The sequence below is a fragment of the Paenibacillus kyungheensis genome (assembly GCF_028606985.1).
In the GTDB taxonomy this organism is placed as follows: domain Bacteria; phylum Bacillota; class Bacilli; order Paenibacillales; family Paenibacillaceae; genus Saccharibacillus; species Saccharibacillus kyungheensis.
In genome coordinates this window covers 738940-763954 of sequence record NZ_CP117416.1, presented here as the reverse complement: position 1 = coordinate 763954, position 25015 = coordinate 738940, and the positions used below count along the sequence as shown (strand labels likewise).

14 protein-coding genes are annotated in these 25015 nt (G+C 41.9%); all 14 read right to left on the bottom strand.

What is annotated here, in order from left to right:
• Nucleotides 1-3: 3 nt before the first annotated feature.
• Complete coding sequence (locus tag PQ456_RS03360) at nucleotides 4-8565, bottom strand: RHS repeat-associated core domain-containing protein (RefSeq protein ID WP_273614851.1); 8562 nt, start codon at nucleotides 8563-8565, stop codon at nucleotides 4-6.
• A complete protein-coding gene (locus PQ456_RS03355) occupies nucleotides 8565-9323 on the bottom strand; it encodes an RHS repeat domain-containing protein (protein ID WP_273614850.1) in 759 nt (252 codons plus the stop codon). The genes PQ456_RS03360 and PQ456_RS03355 overlap by 1 nt, the downstream gene beginning before the upstream one ends.
• Nucleotides 9324-9649: 326 nt before the next feature.
• Nucleotides 9650-10924: a phosphoribosylamine--glycine ligase gene (purD, locus tag PQ456_RS03350; RefSeq protein WP_273614849.1), complete on the bottom strand. Its 1275-nt coding sequence runs from the start codon at nucleotides 10922-10924 to the stop codon at nucleotides 9650-9652.
• A 339-nt stretch (nucleotides 10925-11263) separates the two neighbouring features.
• Complete coding sequence (gene purH / locus PQ456_RS03345) at nucleotides 11264-12811, bottom strand: bifunctional phosphoribosylaminoimidazolecarboxamide formyltransferase/IMP cyclohydrolase (protein ID WP_273614848.1); 1548 nt, start codon at nucleotides 12809-12811, stop codon at nucleotides 11264-11266.
• A 35-nt stretch (nucleotides 12812-12846) separates the two neighbouring features.
• Nucleotides 12847-13470, bottom strand: a complete 624-nt coding sequence (gene purN, locus PQ456_RS03340; RefSeq protein WP_273614847.1) for a phosphoribosylglycinamide formyltransferase — start codon at nucleotides 13468-13470, stop codon at nucleotides 12847-12849.
• On the bottom strand, nucleotides 13470-14513 hold the full coding sequence (gene purM / locus PQ456_RS03335; protein ID WP_273614846.1) for a phosphoribosylformylglycinamidine cyclo-ligase: 1044 nt from the start codon (nucleotides 14511-14513) through the stop codon (nucleotides 13470-13472). Before purM ends, purN begins: the two co-directional genes overlap by 1 nt.
• A 1132-nt stretch (nucleotides 14514-15645) precedes the next feature.
• Complete coding sequence (purF, locus tag PQ456_RS03330; RefSeq protein ID WP_069328924.1) at nucleotides 15646-17124, bottom strand: amidophosphoribosyltransferase; 1479 nt, start codon at nucleotides 17122-17124, stop codon at nucleotides 15646-15648.
• Nucleotides 17109-19355, bottom strand: coding sequence for a phosphoribosylformylglycinamidine synthase subunit PurL (gene purL / locus PQ456_RS03325; protein WP_273614845.1), 2247 nt, complete (start codon nucleotides 19353-19355; stop codon nucleotides 17109-17111). Before purL ends, purF begins: the two co-directional genes overlap by 16 nt.
• Complete coding sequence (gene purQ / locus PQ456_RS03320; protein ID WP_204825655.1) at nucleotides 19333-20022, bottom strand: phosphoribosylformylglycinamidine synthase subunit PurQ; 690 nt, start codon at nucleotides 20020-20022, stop codon at nucleotides 19333-19335. Before purQ ends, purL begins: the two co-directional genes overlap by 23 nt.
• A gap of 4 nt (nucleotides 20023-20026) precedes the next feature.
• Complete coding sequence (gene purS / locus PQ456_RS03315) at nucleotides 20027-20272, bottom strand: phosphoribosylformylglycinamidine synthase subunit PurS (RefSeq protein WP_069328921.1); 246 nt, start codon at nucleotides 20270-20272, stop codon at nucleotides 20027-20029.
• A 702-nt stretch (nucleotides 20273-20974) separates the two neighbouring features.
• Nucleotides 20975-21868, bottom strand: a complete 894-nt coding sequence (locus tag PQ456_RS03310; protein WP_273614844.1) for a phosphoribosylaminoimidazolesuccinocarboxamide synthase — start codon at nucleotides 21866-21868, stop codon at nucleotides 20975-20977.
• A 19-nt stretch (nucleotides 21869-21887) separates the two neighbouring features.
• Nucleotides 21888-23183 (bottom strand): adenylosuccinate lyase, encoded by a 1296-nt coding sequence (gene purB / locus PQ456_RS03305; RefSeq protein ID WP_204825657.1) that lies wholly within the window; start codon nucleotides 23181-23183, stop codon nucleotides 21888-21890.
• 4 nt (nucleotides 23184-23187) lie between these two features.
• Nucleotides 23188-24357, bottom strand: a complete 1170-nt coding sequence (purK, locus tag PQ456_RS03300) for a 5-(carboxyamino)imidazole ribonucleotide synthase (RefSeq protein WP_273614843.1) — start codon at nucleotides 24355-24357, stop codon at nucleotides 23188-23190.
• The gene (purE, locus tag PQ456_RS03295; protein WP_273614842.1) at nucleotides 24354-24839 is read right to left on the bottom strand and encodes a 5-(carboxyamino)imidazole ribonucleotide mutase; all 486 of its coding nucleotides are present in this window, start codon (nucleotides 24837-24839) and stop codon (nucleotides 24354-24356) included. The genes purK and purE overlap by 4 nt, the downstream gene beginning before the upstream one ends.
• Between the last annotated feature and the right edge of the window lie 176 nt (nucleotides 24840-25015).

Genomic DNA, 25015 nt, shown 5'->3' with positions numbered 1-25015 from the left:
ACCTCACTTTCTAACAAATATATATTGATCTAAAAATTCCGATTTGATTATTTCTCCATCTGTTGTTAAATAAGTACCATCATTGGCAACATCACGTCGTTCTCCTTTTACTTGTAATCCTTTCTCCTCTAATTGTCTTAATATTTTTTTCATATTGGAACGTGATCCGGTAATTATAATTTCACCATCTTTAGATAAAACCCTTAGTATTTCAGAGTTTAATGGATCATACCCATAAGGGTTTTCTATAATTATTTTGTTCTGACTTCCTGTTTTTATATTAGTAAGCTGAGTCGCATCTCCATAATGAACACCTTGAGATTTAGGATCTATATCAATATTGTATGTTCCCTCTATAGGCTTTCCTCTTGCACCAATATTTAACATTCCATTTATCTCAGCAGGTGATTCTAAATATTTACCAGGTGTTTTAGCCACTCTAGCTATAACCCAACTACCGCCATCAATAGCTCCTTTAGTTAGGGCTTTCCCTGCAATTTTGCCTCCAGGTACCCAACTTAAAAGAACTCCTCCTCCATTGGCTACTCGATCTGCAACTGATAATTGATCTCCTGTCACATAGTTGACTCCGGTAAATATTTCTTGCAGTCCTTTAAGTGTACCTAATCCTGGCACAGCATCTGCTAAGAAACTGCCAACCGTTTTCAACATCTCGTCACTATCCGCACTCAATCCAAACGGATCAATATACGAAATCGGGTTCCCATTCACATACGCATAGCGGTTCATCGTCAGTCCATCGTCAATACTGCCACTCAGGACATCTCGATTCACAAAGCGTTTGATCTCTGGGTTGTAGTACCTTGCTCGCATCTGGTACAACCCGTTCGGATCGGTCATGACTCCATCGCGTCCGTTGTATTGGAACGGTTGCTCGGTGGTACCTTCGTGTCCTAAAGATTCTCCGTAGGTGCCGTAGCTGTACGTATCGGTCAGTTGTCCTTTGGCATCCGTTAACGCTATTGTACTTCCGCGACGGTCGTAGTGGTAGCTTTGGTACGCTCCGTTTGCGTCTTGGCGTCCAATTAAGCCGTTACCGTACACATACCATGCTGTCGGTTTGCCTGATGCATCGGTTTCCATCAGTACTTGAGACAACACAGCTTCGGGATTAATCACATACTTCGTTGTTGTTCCGTTAACAGTTACAGAAGTACGGTGATTTTCGTTATCGTATCCGTATTGTACCCCACCGGCTTCTACCAGACGGTTACGTGCATCAAAGGTATAGTTTTGCATTTGTCCAGCAAGTGGGCCGACTAGCATATTCCCTTCGGCATCGTATTTCACAGCTTCGCCATTGACAGTAGCCAGACGATTGTCTGCACTATAGGTCATCGTCATATCGCCTGTGCCATAGACATCTGCGGTTACACTGGATGGCTGTGTGTATACATCGGTTTGAACATCTGATGATACATTGTCTGTGGTTTGTGGCAATCCTTCGCTTTGAATCATCACATCTTCAAGTGATGGTGATAATCCAGGACCATAGACATCTGAAGTAACGCCAGTCAGATCAGTGGTGATTTCGCCACCGTCTTCATTCGTCACTTGTCCTACTTGATCGTAGGTGTAATTGTATTCGTACAATACCGTTCCATCCGCTTGCAGGTCTTTCAACGTTAATACTTGTCCTGCGGCATCATACGTACGAACTTCTTTCGTTCCATCTGGACGGGTTGTCGATAACAAGCGACTATTCGCATCATACGTATAAGATGTTTGACGTCCTGCCCAGTCTGTTACTGTCGACAATCGACCGTTGGCATGGTACGTATATGCTACTTTTTTGCCATCTGGATACGTAAGTGCTGTTAATTGTCCTGCGGCATCGTAACTATACGAAATGGTCTGTCCATCTCCGTTAGTGAACGATTCGACGCGGTTCAATGGGTCGTAGTTACGAACCAGTACTTCACCATTGCTACCTTTAACCGAAGTGATATTGCCATTAGCATCGTAGTCGTACGATACACTGCCTGCTTCATCGGTAAATTGGCTCAAGTTCCCTGCGGCATCATAGCTATATTGACTGTGACGACCATTTTTATCGGTATCGCTACCTAGCAATCCTACATTGTTGTACGTGTAGCTATGGTTGCCTCCTGCTTCGTCTTGCTCTGCAGTCAGACGTCCAAGCAGATCGTACTGATATTTGGCGCGATTACCGTTGGCATCGACCATTTGAGTAATCTGGCTAAACGCATCAATCGTCTGCGATGTACTGCCTTGAATCGCATCTTTGACTGATGTTAATTGGTTTTTACGATCATATCCATAAGTGGTTGTGCGTTTTAATGGATCGACTGATTGTGTTAACTGATTCAAATCGTTGTACGTGCTTGTGTACGTATACCCTAGCGCATCTGTCATTTTGACCGGATTACCTGCGGTATCGTACTCTACTGTATACATTTTGTGATTGAGTGCATCATAGGCTTCAATCGGACGACCTAGCTTGTCGTATGCATATTTTACAGTAGCGCCTGCGGCATTTGTCTCTGTCATTAGGCGACCAGCTGCATCATACGTAAATGAACTCTTACGACCAAGTGGATCAGTGACAGCGGTCATATTGCCTTCGCTATCATAAGTGATCGAGAGTGTACCACCCAGTGCATTACGAACCGATGTTAACTGCCCATTGGCATCATAACTGTAGCTTGTAGTGTTGCCACGTGCATCAGTGACACTTGCTAGATTGTCTTGACGATCATAGGTGTAACTTACTTTATTTTTGAGCGGATCAATCATAGTGATTAATTGATCATTATCATTATATACAGCTTGTGAAAGGTTGCCTTCTGCATCGCTTTGCGTGGTCATGCGACCTGCGGCATCATAACCTACTTTCATCATCTCGCCTGTAGAAGCAGTGACTGTATCTAACTTGTATCCATTGTAGCTATAGATCGTTTTGCCACCACGTGGATCGGTTGCAGCGGTTAGCATGCCTTTGTCATTGTACTCATACGATACTTTATAACCTTCGGTATCGGTTGTACTGAGTAGGCGACTATTGGCATCATACGTGCTTGTAATACTATTGCCATCAGGCCCTGTTGCTTTGAGCAAGTTCCCTTTCGCATCATAAGTCAATGTCATCGATAGACCGGATGGATCGGTATTTTTGGTCAAATTTCCTTTGCTATCGTATTCGAACTTCGCTGTCTGACCTAGCGCATTCGTAATACTTGTACGATTACCTTGAGCATCATAGGTATAACTTGTTTTGCCATTATTCCCATCTTGCACTTCAACCAATTGATAATTGATATTATGCACACGTTTTTGAATATCACCGTTGCGATCTGTAATCGTCGTGGTGAGCATTCCGTCTGCATTACTATAAGCAAATGTTGTTGGTTGATGAGCTGTGATTCCATCATTTTGACGTAGTATTCTGCCTTTGCCATCATAAGCATTTGAGAATACAAGCTTGCCATCTAGTGAACCTGTCAAAATTTGATTGTTCTTATTATACGTATACGTCGTCTTGTGACTACCCGGGTCTGTTAGTGTAATCAATCGACCAGTATCGTCATAAGTAAACGTAGATGTACGACCCGCTTGATCTGCAACAGTCGCTACTTTACCGATAGCGTTATACGTTAAGACTAACTTCGCTCCACTGGTAGGTTCAGTCACAGATAGTAACTTACCTGCATTATCGTACTGCATCGTCATCGTAATTCCGCCACGTTCACCCATTGATTGCAGCGTTCCGTTAGCAGCGAAAATATAATGCGTTCCATCGTAACGCGTCAAGGTGTATGTGCCATTTGCATTTTTTTGCAATTGGTCATTACGGATTGCACGTTCTACAGGTGTATAGGTTGCTTTGTCGCTATTGAGCGTAAAGTTATTTGTGCGGAAAGCATTCCAATACACGGTCATCTGACCTGTTGTATTGTTTTTACTCAAACGTATTTCAAAGTTATGACTCCATCCTTTACCCAACCCACCATTGCCTTGTAAAAGCGCATAGTACTGAGCTTGGAAAGGAATATCTACAGTTCCATGAGCCACCATCATCGTTTTGTTAATGATTTGTGCTCCTGTAGAAGTATCGACTGGATCAGCATAATACGTCTGTTGATCATAATCGGCTGGATCGATCGTACCGACAGAAGGATTTACTACAGGTGGAACAGGAACTGGAATCGTTGTTGTAGCTTCCATTTGGAACGATCCGTATGGGCTGTACAATTCATACGTCGTTGTTCCTGTATTACGAATAACAGTCGTATTACCCGCTCCGATATTAACAGTACCTGAACCTGTCTGTTCTTCTCCTTGCTCTGTCCAGTAACTGAACTTACTACCTACATTAAGCGTACGTGCATGATCATGTACATTGGTTGCTTTGACCAGCGCATTCGGTGCTAATGTATACAGCGATAGTGCAGGATTCACTTGATCTTCAAAATTAAAATTGTCTTTATTTCCATTCACCAGTGTATTGTCAGCTTGTTGCCCTGTAAGAATCGCATAACCACCTGCTGGAACAGATACCGAATTACCGGTTGACTTGCGATCAACATTTACAGGTTTGCCTGAAGCATCGTATACAGCCACATCGTATTTACCATCTACAGATAATGTAGCTGAACTACTTGATGTATTAGTAGCTTTCATCGTCTGATCCATAGTCAATGTTTTGACTAACAGATCATCACCTTGTGTGACTTTGATCGCTTCAGTTGGTGCATAGACTGTAATCGGTGCTACATCGACATTAGTCACTACCAGACGTGATGAAGCAGGAACAGCATGATAACTAGCTGTTGTTCCTGTACTCGAAGTGGTTAATGTGCCATTCGCATTGTACAGTTGATAACTATGATTACCTGCTAATTTGACGAAAAAGCTTCCTGGTGAAATATTACGGATTGAATAGCTTTCACCGATTTCAAGCGTTTTGATCGTTACCGGTTTACCGCTCACTGTTGCGATTTTGTATGCATCGTACGAACCTTGAACCGTTACGTTAGCTGTACCTGATGCTGCAACAACAATACGATCTCCTTTGGTCATCGCTTGTGAAGAAAGTACTCCCCAACCATACTCACGCACTTCTTTATTCGCTTTGTACTGTGCGTAATCATAAGGATTCCCATTGAAATATAAAAACATTTGATTTAGTGCATTTTGTTCAAACGCCATAGAATCATTCGTAGATAACGTTTTGATAAATGTGACTGGATTGCTTCGGTCGACGAACTTAAACGATTCGAAAGGACCATAGACCACATTGTACATGTCATCACTATTTTGAATCGCTATTTTGGCGTTAGGATCTAACGTTTGTCTAGGTGTTCCACTTAATCCAAAACTATATTGTTTTAAAGCTCCTGTACTGTCATAAGTCGCCATATCATAGATTTGCTCAATCGTTAATTGAGAAGGAATACTGTCTATATTGGTCGCTTCTAGACTTTGACCTGGTGCTAGTGCTTTTTTCACCAAAGCGGGATTCGTACGGTTCGCGATCTTAAGTGCATCATAAGAACCTTCAATCATTACTGAATGTGCTGTTGGTGCTGTAATCGCAATACGCTCTCCATGCTCTAGAAGTTCAACTCCGCTTGTTGCTGCTCGTGCTACTGCATCAATTCCACCGTTTGCATCTCGTTTGACATAATCGTAGATATTATCTACAGCGTTGAGATACACGTTAAATGACTTCGCAGGTTGTGTATTGGTAATATCTACACTCTCATCGGTATTCAGTACCTTCTGGAATGTAACTGGATTGGTACGTGAAGTGACTTTGAATGTGTCATATGCTCCATACATCAATCCATTGATCTCAGCCATATTTTGCACAGCTAGACGTTCACCATTCTCTACTATTTGTGCAGTAGAACTGATATGGTTGCGGCTATATACATTTAATACGTTATTGGTAAATAAGGCTGAATCATAATCAACGGTCAGACGTATTTGTCCTGATTTTACTCCTGTGTATTCTGCTTCTACACTTTGACGTGGAGCTAGACTATATTCTACTAGAGCAGGATTCGTACGTGCTTGAATAGTAAAAGCATCATAAGGGCCTTCTACTGTGAGATCGGTAGAGATCGTATTTGTAATCGACATTCTATTAGATGTAGGGATACTTTTGGTAGAACTTGTCTCATTTTTGCCCATATCTATAGATTGCCCTGCTTGATACTCTGCAAAATCGTATGTTCCTGTTGGATAGACAAAGAATGTTTTGCTTGTTTTATTCGTAAAATCCAGACTTTGTTTTGTAGATAATGTTTTCTTAAAGGTTACTGGATTGATACGATCTTTCCCTGTAAATAATTCAAATGCGGCGTACGCATCTATTGTTTTGACATCTGTGTTCATAACAGCTAAGCGCTGATTAGGATCTACAGAACGATATGTTGTCGCTGTACCACGATAATAGCTGTTAGGCTGATCTGCGGTATCATAATCCATCAAGTCATGTTTACCTGTAAAATAAACCATTTCGTTTGATTTATCTTTGTTGATAAACTCGGCACTCTGATTGATCGCTAATTGTTTCACAATTAGTGCAGGATCGCTACTCGATTGAGCTGTTGTTACATCATACGGACTCAACACCACAAGCTGACTACTTCCAGAATTCGTTAGTGTCACTCGTTCTCCATTATAAAAAGGGAGTGACTTGGCGACACGGTCATGGTCTAGTGAGCGTAATGTGTCATCTGCACGATAACTCGCTTGATCATACATACCATCTGTATACATACTGAACATCGCCGGACTGGTGTTTGTTAATTTCACACTTTGCCCTGCATTAAGATATCCTTTGTACAGAGCAGGTTCGGCGCGACTACTGATATCAAATGCATCATAAGGACCAGATACCGTCATCGCTTGATTACCACTATTGGTGGTGATTATTTTCTCATCTTTACTAATTAGATGTCTTGCACTTACGATTGGATTATCAAAATCATCCACTTTGTTGTTCTCTTTTTTGTAGACAGCATAATGGTGTTGTCCACTTGCCGTAATATAAAATGAATAGTTAGACGTATTGATCGTTTTTAACGTTTCGCCTACATTCAGTACACGATTAAATGTCACTGGCTGTGTACGAGCAGTCGCTACAAATGCTTCATAAGGCCCGTTGATACTCATCGTAACATTGCCTTTGCTTGTGTTGGTTATTGCTACTCTTTCACCTGGATCAGGGTATACATGTGAAGATCCTACGTTAGGTGCATAATCATTAATACCCGCACTATCATATAGAGCATAGTCAAATTCACCTGTCACAAACAAACCTGTTTTGGTAGGAGATACGTTCTTCACTTCTACCGAATTACCTGGAGAGATATTCTGTTCCAGTAAAGCAGGATTAGTTGAATCGGATATCACTGAATTCACTTTAGGAATTTTAATTTTAATCGCTTGTCCATTGTAAGCAGGGTTGGTAATAACAACATAGTTACCAATTCCCATAATGTAGCTAGCACTTGTATTTAAAATATCATAACTATCTACAGCCCCATTGGACTTGTACTCGGCAATCTGGAAACCTTTATCTCCGTTATCAGTTAACAGTTTCATGGTATCGCCAGAGTTGTTGAGCACTTTAATACTTTTGCCGGGTGCTAATGTTTTGGTTATCATCGGCGGTTCAACTTGAGTCGTGGTATAGAATGCTCCATATGCTCCACTGACTAGCATAGAAGGCCCATCGACATTGGTCACAATCAATGTCTCACCAGCACCAACATACTTGGTCACTGTTTTGGTTGTACCTGTTGAACTTACAGAACCATCTTCGTTGTACAATGTGAATTCGTAAGTCCCTCCATTGTCAATATAGACATAAAAAGGCTTACTTAGTTGGTTTGTTGCTTGAAACGATCCACCAATAGGAACGTTATAACGAAAATCTGCTGGTTCAGTAGAACCCAAAAAATTAATAGGAAATGCAGGAGCAACAACATCATATGCTACTGTGTCACGATTTGTTACAATCATTGATCCATTTTTCGCTACAGTTTCTGAACCTTTAGCTTTTTTACGTGTAAATGTAGGAGATGATAATTCTCCGTCTGCTCCATAATGAATATTGGCATTAATTCCACCAATATCAATCGGCTGTGAATAATCTGGATTCAAATTTTGTACGAAAACACTGTTACCTGGTAATAAATTAAATCGACTTAAAGCTTGTCCAGCAGTCGTTAATACTGTGAATGTTTTACTCTTCATATCTATAGTTAATGGTGAGGGTGAATTATTAGTTAAACGTAGTTTCTGATTAATTGCCAAAGTAATAGGAGCATATGCTGTTTTAGTATCATACAGAGATACATCTCCATTGGATAAATATTTTACATAATCGTAATTATTACCTGTAACATATACTGTTGCGGAAGTAGAATAACCATGCGTAATGTCTACACTTTGCCCTGAGCCAAGTGAATATACACCTGTTGCCGCAGAAGCAGAATGCATTTTAAAACCTACAAAGATAGCCAATAAGACAACAACAAGAAAGGCCAACCGTACATATTTATTTTTCATTAACGGTTATCCTCCTGTGTTGTCTGTTCAAATGTACGATCAGCAAATCCTGCTTGTGCTGTACCCTTTGATTTGAGAAGAACAATCTGTAAATGAACTCTGGCTTTGACTGCTTTCGCTGGAGCTTTTAAGTTAGCACCATATGTATGCCAGTCCGAATTTTGCTTGAGATTCAAAATGTTATTGTAACGTACTAATTTATTGTTTTTATCATAATAATTAATAATGACTTGCACGACAGCATCTTTTACATTGTTACTCTGCACCCAGCCGTTATAAGAGTAGGTTTGCCCTGCTTTGACAGGAATATCGCGGTAAATATTAGCTCCGCCTGTGCGTTTGGACGATACATCGATCCATTGTGTGTTCATCATAGAAGAAGAGGAATGGTATACATCGCTTGCTACGGTAGTGTCGCTATACACATTATGTACAACTGATTGAGGTGTCATATTTGCTATAGGTGCATATACATCTTCTGTTGCTGTACGATAACTTGCTTTAATTCCTTTCGTGGTATAAGCTGTCCAACCTGCAAGAACGTTAGTAGCTTGCCGTAACGATTTACTATTAGTATTGGAGGTGACACTTAACAAGTTCCCACCCTGATCATACGTATATATCGTTTGCTTGCCATCTTTGGTGACTGATGTGACCCGACCTAGATCATCGTATTGATACTCTGCTGCATACATGAGTGGAGCTGTGAGTAACATGCTAATCATACTGAGTACTATCATCGTGCTAATCTTTCTCATTTTATTAAATTCCTCTCCCTTTTGAATATCATTGACTCATACAACTTAGTTAGCAAATGTTAGACATTTACTATATTTGATGTTCGCCTCCTCTGTAATGACAATCTTTTTCACCGTTAGATCATTCTTTCCTTAAAAAGAATAGTCCTTACTATCTAATCAATATATGGGAAATCAGTCAACATAATTCTGGAAAATAACCGTAAATTTTCTGTAAAATATTTTTTTACGTCATTTTATATCTCATACGCTTACTTAGCTGTCTAACTTCAAAGATCATATCAACACAAAAAGCCGTCTGTTTTTACCCAGACGGCTTGCTGATTTTATACCTCTAACATAGCTTTGGCTGCAATATCACTACGTTGATGCTTACCTTCAAATGTAATTTTTGCGGCTTGTTCATACGCTTTGGTGCGGGCTGAAGCGATATCTGCTCCTAAGCCAACTACACCCAGTACACGTCCACCATTCGTAATCACTTCACTGTTCTGACCTTGCGCTGTACCTGCGTGAAAAACAAGTGCTTGTTCATCGGTATGCTGTAGTCCGCTGATTGGCAATCCTTTAGCGTAAGCCGCTGGATACCCACCTGAAGCCAAAATCACACATACTGCGGCTTCCTCGCTCCACTTGATCTCGATATCTGCAAGTGTACCGTTAACTGTCGCTAGAAAAATCTCAAGTAAATCACTTTCTAGACGCGGTAATACCACTTGCGTCTCCGGATCACCAAAGCGCGCGTTAAATTCAATCGTTTTTGGAGTACCATCTGGTGAGATCATTAGCCCGGCAAATAATACTCCGCTAAATGAACGTCCTTCAGCAACCATCGCTTTAGCTGTTGGTACAATAATTGTCTCGATCGCTTGATCAATAATACTTTGCTTGATATGTGGTAATGGTGAATAGGTTCCCATTCCACCTGTATTTGGACCTAGATCATTATCGTATGCTGGCTTGTGATCTTGCGCAGCAGGCATGGGACGAACTGTTTCTCCATCGACAAAAGCCAAAATCGACATTTCTTGTCCGGCTAGAAATTCCTCGATAACCACTTTGCTACCGGCTTCGCCAAATACTTTATCTTGCATAATGGACTGTAACGCATCGATTGCTTCATCCATATCATGAGCGACAGTTACCCCTTTACCTGCGGCAAGTCCATCGGCTTTGATAACGATAGGTGTAGATTGTTGCTGTAGATAGGTGAGTGCAGACTCATAATCGTCGAACTTCGCATACGCAGCAGTTGGAATATTGTATTTATGAAGCAAGTCTTTCATAAATGTTTTGCTACCTTCGATAAGTGCTGCATTCTTACGAGGCCCGTATACTGGAATTTGACGATTTTCAAAAACATCGACAATTCCATCAGCTAATGGATCATCCGGGCCGATCACGACCAAACCTACTTTTTTCTCAGTCGCAAAATCAGCTAACTTTTCAAATTCATTCACTTGAATCGGAACACATTCTGCTAATTGTGCAATCCCTGCATTACCAGGTGCACAGTAGATTTTGTCTGCTTTTGCGCTTTTGGCAAGCGACCAGATGATTGCATGCTCACGTCCGCCACCACCAACAACTAAAATATCCATAACGTCACGCTCCTTTGAATAGAGAAGGATTTTCCCAACTATTTTGATAGCATTATTTCACTTTTACAAAAGTCTCAAACTAGCATAATAACGCTCTACATCGAGTACATTAAGCAAATGCACCCAACTAACAAAGCAACAGACCGAACAAGAAATATTCGGTCTGTTTTGTTGCTTATTGCAAGTGGATTTATAGAAATACCAAGCATTATTGATCACGATCTATCATCTACATTTTTGCACTCTTTCTAAATACTATCTTGAAGTGCATAACTGTTAACGCATTTCACACTCTCTCAGTGAACCTATCTCCATTTTTGCAAAATCATATGCTGATAATTAGTGTTTGAAATGACGTACGCCTGTGAATACCATAGCGATTCCGTATTCATTTGCCATTTTGATCGATTCTTCATCTTTGATTGATCCGCCCGGTTGAATAATAGCTTTGATCCCTGCTTTGGCTGCTAATTCAACCGTATCGCCCATTGGGAAAAAGGCATCTGATGCCAAAATCGCTCCGTTTGCTTTGTCCCCTGCTTGTTCGATTGCAATTTTGGCTGCTCCGACACGATTCATCTGCCCTGCACCTACACCTACAGTCATATCATCGGCTGCTAGTACGATTGCATTGGATTTTACATGTTTGACGACTTTCCATCCGAATAACAATTGTTTTAATTCTTCGCCAGAAGGAGAGCGGTCAGTCACGACTTTTAGATCGTCTGTTGTAATCGAATGTACATCGCTTTCTTGTACAACCATACCGCCTTCAATCGTAGTCACCACATGCTGTGCTGTACGTTCTTCCGATGAAGTCAGTTCACCCATTTTAAGCAAACGAATATTTTTCTTTTTCGTCAAAATTTCTAACGCTTCAGGTGTAAAGTCAGGTGCTAATACGATCTCTAAGAAAATTTCGCTTAAAGGTTGCGCTGTTGCTGCATCGATTGTACGATTTGCTGCTACAATTCCACCGAAAATAGAGGTTGGATCTGCATTGTATGCTTTGTTATATGCTTCAGCAATCGTCTCGCCTACACCGACTCCGCAAGGGTTCATATGTTTGACAGCCACAACAGCAGGCTCTGTAAATTCTTTTACAATTTGCAAAGCCGCATTTGCATCGTTGATATTGTTATAAGATAGTTCTTTACCATGTAATTGTTCAGCCGTTGTTAATGTACCTGCTGGAGCCATTGGTTTACGATAAAATGCCGCCGCTTGATGCGGATTTTCACCATAACGAAGATCTTGAATTTTCTCATAAGTGACCGTATAACGCTCTGGCAAAGGATCACCCAAAACTTCACATAAGTAATCAGAAATCAATGCATCGTAAGCCGCTGTATGACGGAATACTTTAGCCGCTAGACGTTTACGTGTATCCAGTGTCGTATCGCCTTCTGCACGTACTTCTTCTAATACTTTGGCATAATCGCTAGAATCAACGACTACACTAACAAATGCATGATTTTTAGCTGCACTGCGTAGCATTGTCGGCCCACCGATATCAATATTTTCGATTGCATCTTCATATGCAACGTCTGGTTTGGAGATCGTTTCCTGGAAAGGATATAAATTAACAACGACAAGGTCGATATATCCGAGTTCCAAATCTTTCATTTGTTGCTGGTGTTCTGCGCTATCTCGAACCGCCAACAGACCACTATGTACTGCCGGATGTAACGTTTTGACACGACCATCTAGAATTTCTGGAAATCCAGTAACATCTGAAATGCCAATAACCGGTACACCTGCTTCAGCAAGCAGATTTTTAGTACCACCAGTCGAAATAATTTCTACACCCAATTGAGACAACTCGCGGCAAAAATCAACCACACCTGCTTTGTCGGACACGCTTACTAGCGCTCTTTTGATACTCATGATGGATTTATTCCTCCTTCAATTTTAAAAAGAATTTAAGCTTCCACAATCACCTGTCGTCCTTCAAGTGTTACTTTGCCTTTAGCAATCTGAGCTACAACCAGCGGATACAATTTCCGTTCAATATCATGGATCCGTTCTGCTAATGTCTCTGCTGTATCTTGTTGCTGTACTTCGATCGATTGTTGCGCAATAATCGGCCCTGTATCCATACCATTATCGACAAAATGAACAGTAATTCCAGTTACTTTCACACCATAAGATAACGCCTGACCTAACGCATCTTTTCCAGGAAAAGCAGGCAACAATGATGGATGTACATTAATCATCCGACCCATATATGGATCTACAATGGTTGGCGTAAGTAGGCGCATATATCCTGCTAACACAATCAGATCAATCTCGCGGCGTTGCAATTCTGCTACGATTTCCAGTTCATATTGTTCACGACTGCTATATTCTTTGGGATGAAATACATACGTATCTACACCTGCCTGAATCGCACGCTGAACTACAGGAGCCTGCGGCTTATCAGATACTAACAATTCGATCGTAGTCGCATCTGGTTCACCGAAATATCCATCTTGCCATGCATCGACCATTGCTTGAAAATTAGTGCCTTCGCCTGAAGCGAACACAGCAATTCGAAAAGGCTTCATTACACATCGACTCCGGTAAATGTTACCACTTTATTTCCTTCTTGCACTGTACCTATTTGATACGCAGTTTCACCTTGTTCTGCTAGTAATGTCAACGCTTGTTCTGCTTGATCCGCAGGAACTACAATGACCATACCGATTCCCATGTTGAACGTAGTGAACATATCTTTATGGCTGATACCGCCTTTAGCTTGCATCAATTGGAAAATCGGCAAAATCGGCCAGTTTCCGTACTCAATATCTACATTTACATGTTCAGGCAACATCCGTGGAATATTTTCGATAAATCCGCCGCCTGTAATATGTGCCATTCCTTTGACTTTAACGGCTTCTTGTAGCGCAAGTGTAGACTTAACATAAATTTTAGTAGGCTCTAGCAATACATCACCTAGCACGGCATTATCCAGTTCTGCTACAGTATCTTTGAGATCATATCCAGCATCTTCAAGCAATAATTTACGTACTAGTGAAAATCCATTACTGTGAATACCACTTGAAGCTAGTCCTAGCACTACATCACCTGCTGCAATTTCACTGCCTGTGATCACTTTAGCTTTATCTACGATACCTACTGTAAATCCAGCAATATCATATTCACCTTCGGAATACATCCCAGGCATTTCAGCTGTCTCGCCACCGATCAATGCACATCCTGCTTGACGACAACCATCTGCAATACCTGATACGATCGCTTCAATCTTTTCAGGAATGACACGATCACATGCTAGATAATCAAGGAAAAATAACGGTTCTGCGCCTTGTACTACAATGTCGTTAACACACATCGCAACAGCATCAATACCGATTGTATCGTGCTTATCCATCGCAAATGCTAGCTTCAGCTTCGTACCGACACCATCTGTACCGGATACGAGTACAGGCTCATCGTATTTATCTTTGTTCAGGCCAAACAATGCACCGAAACCACCAAGTTCTGTCATCACTTCCGGGCGAAACGTTGTTTTAACGTGCTTTTTCATACGTTCTACTGCTTCATTCCCTGCCGCGATATCGACCCCGGCACTTTTATAGGCTTCTGACACTGTACATCGCACCTTTCGTTTGGGCTTAGGAAATGGGGTGTGGTAGAAAGAGGTTGGGAGCTACAGCGCTGCGAGGAAAAGGTTGTTCTGTCGTCGCTGTTAAGATTGGATATCTTGATGGACTGCTGGGCAGTCGATATCCAACCTTAAAGGCGAGCGCTTCGCTCTTTCGAACAATCCTTTTTCTCTCCGCTTGAGCGTGGTTCAACTTTTCTAAAGCACACCCTAATTCTCTAAGGTTGTTTTGGTAGTCTAGTTGGTTGAGGCTCTACTTCGTAATCGCTGGTTGTATTGGATATTAGTTCGTATTGATTCTGTGGGGCTTGCTTTTTGCTCTTTGCTCTTTGCTCTTTGCTCTTTGCTCTTTGCTCTTTGCTCTTTGCTCTTTGCTCTTTGCTCTTTGCTCTTTGCTCTTTGCTCTTTGCTCTTTGCTCTTTGCTCTTTGCTCTTTGCTGACTAATTTTATCTTTTTATATAGATAAAGTTATATTTTTTTAAAAATAGCTATCTATAGTGGGAACTTATATTCATTTTTTCTAGAGCATATATCGCTATTTAAAATAGATTTCACGATACCCAATAAAAATGGAACGAATACTCAGAGTAAACAATATTTTTCATACAATTCAAAAGCATACTTTTCTTAAATATTCTACTTCATCTATGCCCAAATCATACTAAACATAATCCCATGCAAAATGCTTAGAACTCCATAACACTATACCTATCATACAAATAGATATCTTCCTTAAATCCATCATTCTACACATCCAAGAAGCTCCAAAAATCCCTACTGTAAGGACGACAGGACAATACAGTGCTCTACCATCCTTCTACACTCCCACTAAAAGAGAGCATGAAAGCCCACTGCTGTAGATCATTCTGATCTACCCTGCCACCCCCACTAGATCGAACTTTATATCACTCTGGAATGGTGGCTTTTGAGCGGCGGAGCGACGGGACAGGAATGAATCTGTGAGAAGCGTAGCGTTCGCCTTTGTAGATGGATTTTAACCGCACAGCGGTTGTTCAAAAAATCCATCTACAACAAGCGATCGGGAAGATCATTCCTGTCCCATAGCGGTCCCCCACTCAAACGCCCGCTACCTTTTCCAAGATACAAAGCCTTCGACTAACACCCACATCCGAATTGCTCTTCGCCGCCGAAGTCGGTTTGTGTTGGATAGTCGTTGTCGAAGCATGCCATACACATGCCACCTTTGTAGTCTGTGCTGTTGTCGCCACCGACAGCTTTGATTAACCCTTCAAAGCTCAAAAAGGTGAGTGAATCAGCATTTAGTTCTTTGCGCATTTCTTCAATCGACATCGTTGATGCAATCAATTCGCGTCGATCCGGTGTATCAATACCATAGAAGCATGGATTTTTAAAAGGAGGCGATGTAATCCGTACATGCACTTCTGTTGCTCCTGCATCACGTAACATATTAACGATTCGGCGTGATGTTGTTCCACGTACAATCGAATCATCGATCATGACGACACGTTTACCTTCCACCACGCGGCGTACAGCACTGAGTTTCATTTTCACACCTTGCTCACGTAGTTCCTGACTCGGTTGGATAAATGTACGCCCGGTGTATTTATTTTTGATCATCCCAAGTTCATACGGGATACCCGTTTGTTCAGCAAATCCGATCGCTGCTGAAATACTGGAATCCGGTACACCTGTCACTAGATCAGCATCGATAAATGATTCCTGAGCCATCACAGAACCCATCCGTTTGCGAGCGGCATGTAGATTGGCACCATTCATATCACTATCCGGTCTTGCAAAATAAATATATTCCATCGAACAAAGCGCTTTACGTTGCGGTTCGATATAACGATCTTCGATCAAACCATGTTGATCCAAAATCAGTAATTCTCCTGGTTGAACATCTCGTACTAACTCTGCTCCGATCGTTTCAAGAGCACAGGTCTCTGAAGCAAAAATATACGCTTCACCCAGACGACCCATTGTGATCGGACGCAATCCGTTAGGATCAGAAGCCACTATCAATTGCTCATTGGTCATAATCATAAAAGCAAAACCGCCTACAATTTGTCGAAATGCATCTTTTGCCGCTTCGACTAGAGGCTTGTTTGAACGTGCGATTAAGTGAGCAACTACTTCTGTATCACTGGTCGTTTGAAAAATAGAACCCGCTTCTTCCAATTCACGTCGAATCTGCGGTGCATTGACGATATTACCGTTGGTTGCCAGTGCTAATTCACCTGCACGATAACGGAATACCAATGGTTGTGCATTGGTCAGACGACTATCTCCACTGGTGGAATAACGAACATGACCAATTGAAATATCACCTGTTAATGAACCTAATGTATCTTTATCAAAGACTTCTTTGACCAGACCCATACCCCGATGGTAATGAAACTGGTTGCGATCACTCACACACAAGCCTGCGCTTTCTTCACCACGATGTTGAAGCGCATGTAATCCATAATAAGAAAGGGAAGCGGCTTCGGAATGTCCGTAGACTCCGAAAACGCCGCATTCTTCTTTTAACGTATCAAAAATATCATTTGGACCGGTGCCTTGATTATAGTAATCACCTGTCCATAACGTCTGTTTGTTTAATTCATCAGACATGGAATCGCATCCTCCCAGACTTGACGCAGATTGTTCACCTGCTCTGCCAAGACTTGTTTGCCGTCCACTTGGATTTGAAGTTCTGTTCCTTGCACTTGACCGATACGACGTACAGGCACACCTTGAGATTGAATATGACTTTCCAACGCATCTGCTTGCGCAGGAGTCGCTGATAACAAAATACGAGATTGGCTTTCGCTGAATAACAATAGATCATGACGCAAGTTGTCGCTGTTCAGTGCTACGCTTGCACCTAATTTACCACTAATACAAGATTCTGCTAAAGCTACAGACAATCCACCTTCAGATAGATCATGTGCAGATTGTACCAGTCCACTTTGAATCGCGCTCAGTACGCTACCTAACAATTTCTTTTCGATCTCCAAATCTAATGCTGGTGGGCGACCTTCTGTCACATTGTGCACGACTTTCTGGAATTCACTACCACCTAGTTCGGCAAATGTATCTCCTAATACGAAAATAATATCGCCTTCGTTTTTGAAACCTTGCGTTGTAATATGATCTGTATCGTGTACCAATCCAACCATACCCACAACTGGTGTAGGATAGATCGCTCCACGTGTATTTTCATTATAAAGACTAACATTACCACCGATTACTGGAGTATCCAGTACACGACAAGCTTCTGCCATACCATCTACTGATTTTTCCATTTGCCAGAAAATATCTGGTTTTTCCGGGCTACCAAAATTCAAGTTATCTGTGATCGCAAGCGGTTCTGCACCCGAGCAGACAATATTACGAGCCGCTTCGCTGACAGCAATTTTGCCCCCTACTTCTGGATCAAGATATACATAACGTCCATTACAATCTGTAGTCATAGCCAGTGCTTTGCGTGTACCACGAATCGTAATGACTGCTGCATCTGAACCCGGACGAACCACTGTACTCGTACGAACCATATAATCATATTGATCATAGACCCATGCTTTGCTCGCTACTGTTGGTGAAGCAAGAATTGATTTTAACGCACCATTGAGATCTGTGACTTCTTCATAACGATTGGTATCCACATTCGCTTGTTGCTCATAATAATCAGGTACTGAAGAAGGCTTATCATAGATCGGGCACTCATCTACAAGTGCATGTACAGGCATATCGCCAACCACTTCGCCATGATGTAATAATTTCAAGCGTCCATCATCTGTCACTTTACCAACTTTGGCACAGATTACGCCCCAACGTTCAAAGATTTCCATCGCTTGCGCTTCGTCTTTTGGCTCTACTACGAACAACATCCGTTCTTGAGATTCCGAAAGCATCATTTCATAAGCTGTCATGCCATCTTCACGTTGAGGGACTTGATCAAGATACAATTCGAGACCGTTACCTGCTTTACTTGCCATTTCTGCACTAGAACACGTTAAGCCAGCCGCGCCCATATCTTGAATTCCGAGAACAATACCGGAATCAATTAATTCCAGACAAGATTCCATGACAAGCTTCTCCATAAATGGATCGCCAACTTGTACTGCGGTACGACGTGCTTCTGATTCTTCTGTTAATTCTTCTGATGCAAATGTAGCGCCATGAATCCCGTCGCGTCCTGTAGGAGGTCCTACATAAAATACCGGATTACCTACTCCTTTAGCGACACCACGTTGGATTTTGTCATGATCGATCAATCCGACACACATTGCATTAACCAGTGGATTTCCGTCATAACTTTCATCGAACATCACTTCGCCGCCAACCGTAGGAATCCCGATACAGTTACCGTAACCTGCAATCCCGGATACCACATGCTCGAACAAATATTTCACACGTTCACTTTCGAGCTTACCGAAGCGTAAAGAATTCAATACTGCTACAGGTCGTGCTCCCATAGAGAAAATATCGCGGATAATCCCACCTACACCTGTTGCTGCTCCTTGAAAAGGTTCTACCGCAGATGGATGATTATGACTTTCAATTTTGAAAACAACCGCTTGATTATCACCAATATCTACAATCCCTGCACCTTCACCTGGTCCCATTAATACACGAGGGCCAGAAGTTGGGAAGCGACGAAGTAACGGTTTGGAGTTTTTGTATGCGCAGTGTTCCGACCACATTACACTAAATACGCCGATTTCTGTGTAGTTCGGTTTCCGTCCGAGAAAACCGCAGATCAACTCATACTCGCTGTCCGATACACCCATTTGTTTGTATATTTGCTGGTCTGCGACTTGCTCCGCCGTCGGTTCCTTAACGGATGTTTGCTGCGTCATGTTGATCCCTCCAAGCTTTCAAAATAGATGTAAACATTTTTTTACCATCTGCTGATCCTAACAATTCATCCACTGCACGTTCAGGGTGAGGCATCATACCTACAACATTTCCACGTTCATTACAAATCCCTGCAATATCATGTAGTGATCCATTCGGATTATGTCCGTACTGGAACACGATCTGATTGTTGGCTTTCAGTTGTTCCAATGTTGCATCATCACAATAGTAGTTGCCTTCGCCATGAGCAATTGGAATCGTTATTTCTTCACCATCTGCATAATCACGAGTAAATGGAGTCTGATTGTTAACTACAGTAAGCAATGTATCATGACAACGGAATTTCATTGATTCGTTACGAAGTAAAGCACCTGGTAAAAGGCGAGCTTCAGTGAGAATCTGGAATCCATTACAAATGCCGAGCACATATTTGCCTTGCTCTGCTGCTTTGGCTACTTCTGTCATTACCGGAGCAAATTGAGAAATCGCTCCACATCTCAAGTAATCTCCATAGGAAAAGCCACCTGGAACTAAAATACAATCATACGCTGACAGATCTGTCGCTGTGTGCCATACATACTCTACCGATTCCCCTAACGTATCTTCGACTGCTTTAAAACAGTCAATATCACAGTTAGAGCCCGGAAATACCAAGACTGCAAATTTCATGGATTTAACCCTCCAGTTCGAAACGGTAATTTTCAACAACCGTATTAGCTAGCAACTTCTCGCACATCACTTTGAGGCGTTCTTCTGCTTCTTCACGATTATCTGTATCCAATTCAATCTCCATGTACTTCCCGATGCGAAGACTCTCGACTTCATTGAATCCTAACGAATGAAGTGCACCTTGAACAGCAACACCTTGTGGGTCAAGTACGCTTTGCTTAATGGTCACGTAGACAGTAGCTTTAATCATGTTATTTTTGTTCCTCCTTAGATTAGGTGATGCTGAGTTGATATTGCTGGGTGTATCAGGGTGGTGATTGCTTTACATTGTGAACTTTGAAAATCAAGATTTGGTGATTCTTTAGATACACCGCTATGGTCACGGATTATTCTGATCGTCGCTGGTAAGATTGGATATCGACCGCTGGGCGATCGATATCCGAGTCTTAAAGGCTACTTTCAGAATCATTCTGTTCCCTTCGCTTGGTGCAAAGAATCACTTTATTTGTACTTAGTGTGTAAATGCTTAGTTTAGAGCAAAGAGCTACAATTCTGGTTGATAGATCAGATCGCAATCTCAATCAGAAGGGGGAGGTGAGCAGACAATGTTACCTGGTAGACCGCTACGATGATTGAGTAAGATGATAGAGGTTTTCGAGTCTCTTACTATTAACTATCACTCGACAACACTCATCACCAATTAATCTTAATCCACCACTTTCATATAAAAAGTCCACAAAGTGAACACCATGACATCCTTATCTTTTCTGCCCCACCCCTAACGAGCGCCAATTGATCTCGATCCGGGCGGAGCGGAGGGAAAGAAATCATCCGTAAGAAGCGTAGCGTTCGCCTTTAAGAATGAATATCGACTGCCAAGCAGTCATTCCAGATATTCATTCTTAACAGCGATCGGCAGGATGATTTCTTTCCCGCAGCGGTCCCCCAAGGATCAAACCAATTGCCCCCCCGTTAACTTCTGATATATGGATAGGTAGCGGTCGGATGTGGCTTGAACGACTGCGTCTGGTAAAGGATCAGGTTGGCTATTTTTGTCCCAATCTGTGCCTGCCAGATAAGACCGTACTGGCTCTTTATCCATGCTGTCGATTTCGATATCCAGTGCATAGTTGTTTTTTGCCCAAAAGCGTGATGAATCCGGGGTGAAAATTTCATCAATAAGCACTACTTTGCCATCGATTAGACCGAATTCGAATTTGCAATCGGCTAAAATAATATCATGTTGATCGCAATAGTGACGGGCATATTCGTACAGTTGAATACTTTTCGCTTTCAACTCTTCCGCAAGCTCTGCACCGATACGATTTTTCATTTCGTCAAAAGAAATATCTTCATCATGACCGATATCATTTTTAGCGGCTGGAGTGAACAATGGATTCGGGAACACGCCATTTTTACGCAAGCCTTCTGGCAGATCGATACCATTCACCTGACCGGTTTCTTGATATTGTCTCCATCCACCGCCTGTAATATAACCACGTACTACACATTCCATATCGATACGCTGTGCTTTGCGTGTCACCATAATACGGTTACGCAGTGCATCTTTATCACGTACGATGTCCCCTAATTGATCAACATCGATATGTACAACATGGTTATCAATCAGGTTAGTCGTTTGCCCGAACCAGAAAGCACTCAAGCGATTCAACACTTCCCCTTTGTGCGGTACAGGTGGATCAAGTACATAATCGAATGCAGAAATGCGATCGGTAACAACGATCAAGTAATGCTCGCCCAGATCATACAACTCACGCACTTTACCTTTATAGATCAGCGGTGTATTGACCAGATCAACAGCTGTTGTGATTGCTTGCGATATCATGTGTTGTGTCCCCTCTTTCCTATTCCAGACCGAGTTTTTTGAAAATCGTATCAACGTGCTTCAAATGCCACGATGGATTAAATGCTTCTTCGATTTCTTCAGCATTCAATAGTTCTGTAATTGCAGGAGTCTCCAAAATAATATCTTTAAATGAACGTTGTTCTTCCCATGCTTGCATCGCACGAGGTTGAACCGTATCATACGCTTGCTCACGACTGATCCCTTTATCGATCAATTTAGTCATCACACGACCGGAGAAAGGAACTCCATACGTACGTTGAATATTGCGTTGCATATTTTCAGGGAACACCGTCAAGTTTTTGATAATGTTACCAAAGCGATTGAGCATGTAGTTCAACAACATCGTTGCATCTGGCAAAATAATACGTTCTACCGATGAATGTGAAATATCGCGTTCATGCCATAATGTCACATTTTCGTATGCCGATACCATATGACCACGAATCACACGGGAAAGACCTGAGATATTTTCAGAGCTGATCGGATTGCGTTTGTGAGGCATAGCAGATGAACCTTTTTGACCTTTAGCAAAAGCTTCTTCTACTTCACGTACTTCACTCTTTTGCAGTGCACGTACTTCGGTTGCAAATTTATCAAGTGATGTCGCTACCAATGCGAGTGTTGCCATATATTCAGCATGACGATCACGTTGCAATGTTTGAGTAGAGATTGGAGCCGCTTTGGTGCCTAGTTTGTTACATACGAACTCTTCTACAAATGGATCAATATTCGCATACGTTCCTACAGCTCCAGAAATTTTACCGTATTGTACATTGTCTGCCGCATGACGGAAGCGCTCCAAGTTACGTTTCATTTCTTCATGCCATAGTGCCATTTTCAGTCCAAATGTTGTCGGTTCAGCATGAACACCATGCGTCCGTCCCATCATCGGTGTATCTTTATAAGCGATCGCTTTTTCTTTCAAAATTTCGATAAAATTGATAATATCTCGTTCTAAGATTTCATTAGCCTGGCGCAATAAATAACCAAGTGCTGTATCTACCACGTCTGTCGATGTTAACCCATAATGTACCCATTTACGTTCTTCGCCCAAGCTTTCAGATACCGCGCGGGTAAATGCAATTACATCATGACGCGTTTCTTTTTCAATTTCATAAATACGATCCATATCAAAAGAAGCACCTGCACGTAATTTTTCTACATCTTCTTTTGGAATAACTCCTAATTCAGACCATGCTTCACAAGCGCAAATTTCCACTTCTAACCATGCTTTAAATTTGTTTTCTTCACTCCAGATATTTCTCATTTCAGGTCTGCTATAACGTTCGATCATAAGTTTATTCGTGCCTCCATATATTCGTTTGGTCTATCCATGCCAGAGCATCTTCTATATTATGACACAGCACATTGATATGTCCCATCTTGCGCTTGTGTTTGGCTTCTTCTTTCCCATATAAATGGTACTTAGGGTTCACATGTAATGAATTCGCTGATAGATCAACCTGCATCATTTTTTCAGTAATCGCCGGGATATGTTCTCCCAGAATATTGACCATAACGACAGGTGAGCGTAATGCCGTACTTCCCAAAGGCAATCCGCAGATTGCTCTTACATGCTGTTCAAACTGCGAAGTATCACACGCTTCAATCGTATAATGACCAGAATTATGCGGACGGGGTGCTAATTCATTCACATATAACTGCCCATCTTCTGTACAAAACAGTTCAACCGCTAATAATCCTACTGCATTCATCGACTCTGCAATATCTGCCGCCATCTGTTCTGCTCTGCGCTGTACTGCTTCCGATACACGAGCAGGAACAATCGAGAGATGAAGAATATTATCAATATGAATATTTTCAGCTACCGGAAAAGTCTTGATTTCTCCATTCGAGCTACGAGCAGCGATCACAGACAATTCACATTGAAAATGAATAAATTGCTCTACCACTAACTCTGTGCCTGCGACGCTTAATTCGTCGTATGCTTGCTGAGCTTGCTCTTCACTGCGAATCACAAACTGTCCTTTGCCATCATAACCACCTGTCGCTGTTTTGAGTACACAAGGCGTTCCGAACTGTTGAACAGCTTGTAACGTTTCGGATGCGCTTCGCACTTCCATATATGGAGCAACGGTTGCGCCTGCTGCTTCAATCGCACGCTTTTCACGCAAGCGGTGTTGAGTCGTGTATAACAATTGACTGCCTTGTGGTACATACGATTTCTGCTCTAATAATGCGGCGACATCGGCATCTACATTTTCAAATTCATACGTAATCACATCGGCTTGACTGGCTAACATTTCAGCAGCTTGTGGATCATCATAGCGTCCTACAATCTGCTGACTGACCTGACCACAAGGTGCATTCGTCGCTGGATCCAGTGTAATAAATTGATAACCCAGCGGTGCGCCTTGCAATACCATCATGCGTCCTAATTGTCCGCCACCTAGAATACCGATCGTAGAGCCAGGTGGAATCACTTTAGAAGATCGAATCTCACTCATAGCGAATCACTCGAAGCGATCACTTCTAGACGAATCCGTTCCCGTCTAGCTTCTGCACGCTTCATCACTTCAGGGTCAAAAGCACCGATCATCTGTGCCGCTAACAATCCTGCATTTGTTGCACCTGCTTTGCCAATCGCTACAGTCGCTACAGGAATTCCACCAGGCATCTGAACGATCGATAGTAATGAATCCAGACCTTTCAGTGCAGCAGACTGTACAGGTACACCAATCACAGGTAGTAATGTTTTGGCTGCAATCATACCCGGCAAGTGTGCCGCTCCGCCTGCACCTGCAATAATCACTTTGATACCTCGTTCTTGTGCTTGTTCTGCAAATTCAAACATCAAATCCGGTGTACGATGAGCAGATACCACTTTTTTCTCATAGGCAATTTCTAATTCATCTAGCATCTGACAAGCATGTTGCATCGTTTCCCAATCTGATTTACTGCCCATTACAACAGCAACCTGTACCGACATGTGATAACCTACTTTCCAGAATAAAATTAATTTATCGTGTTCTATAAGTAATCTATCATTGTATTTAGCATAACATTCACTTGTTCTCACAGTGTTAGAACCGCTTAAGACGAAAAAAATCCGCAGATCCTGTTAGAAAGATGTTCATTTCCAGGTTCTTCGGACTTCAGGAGCTT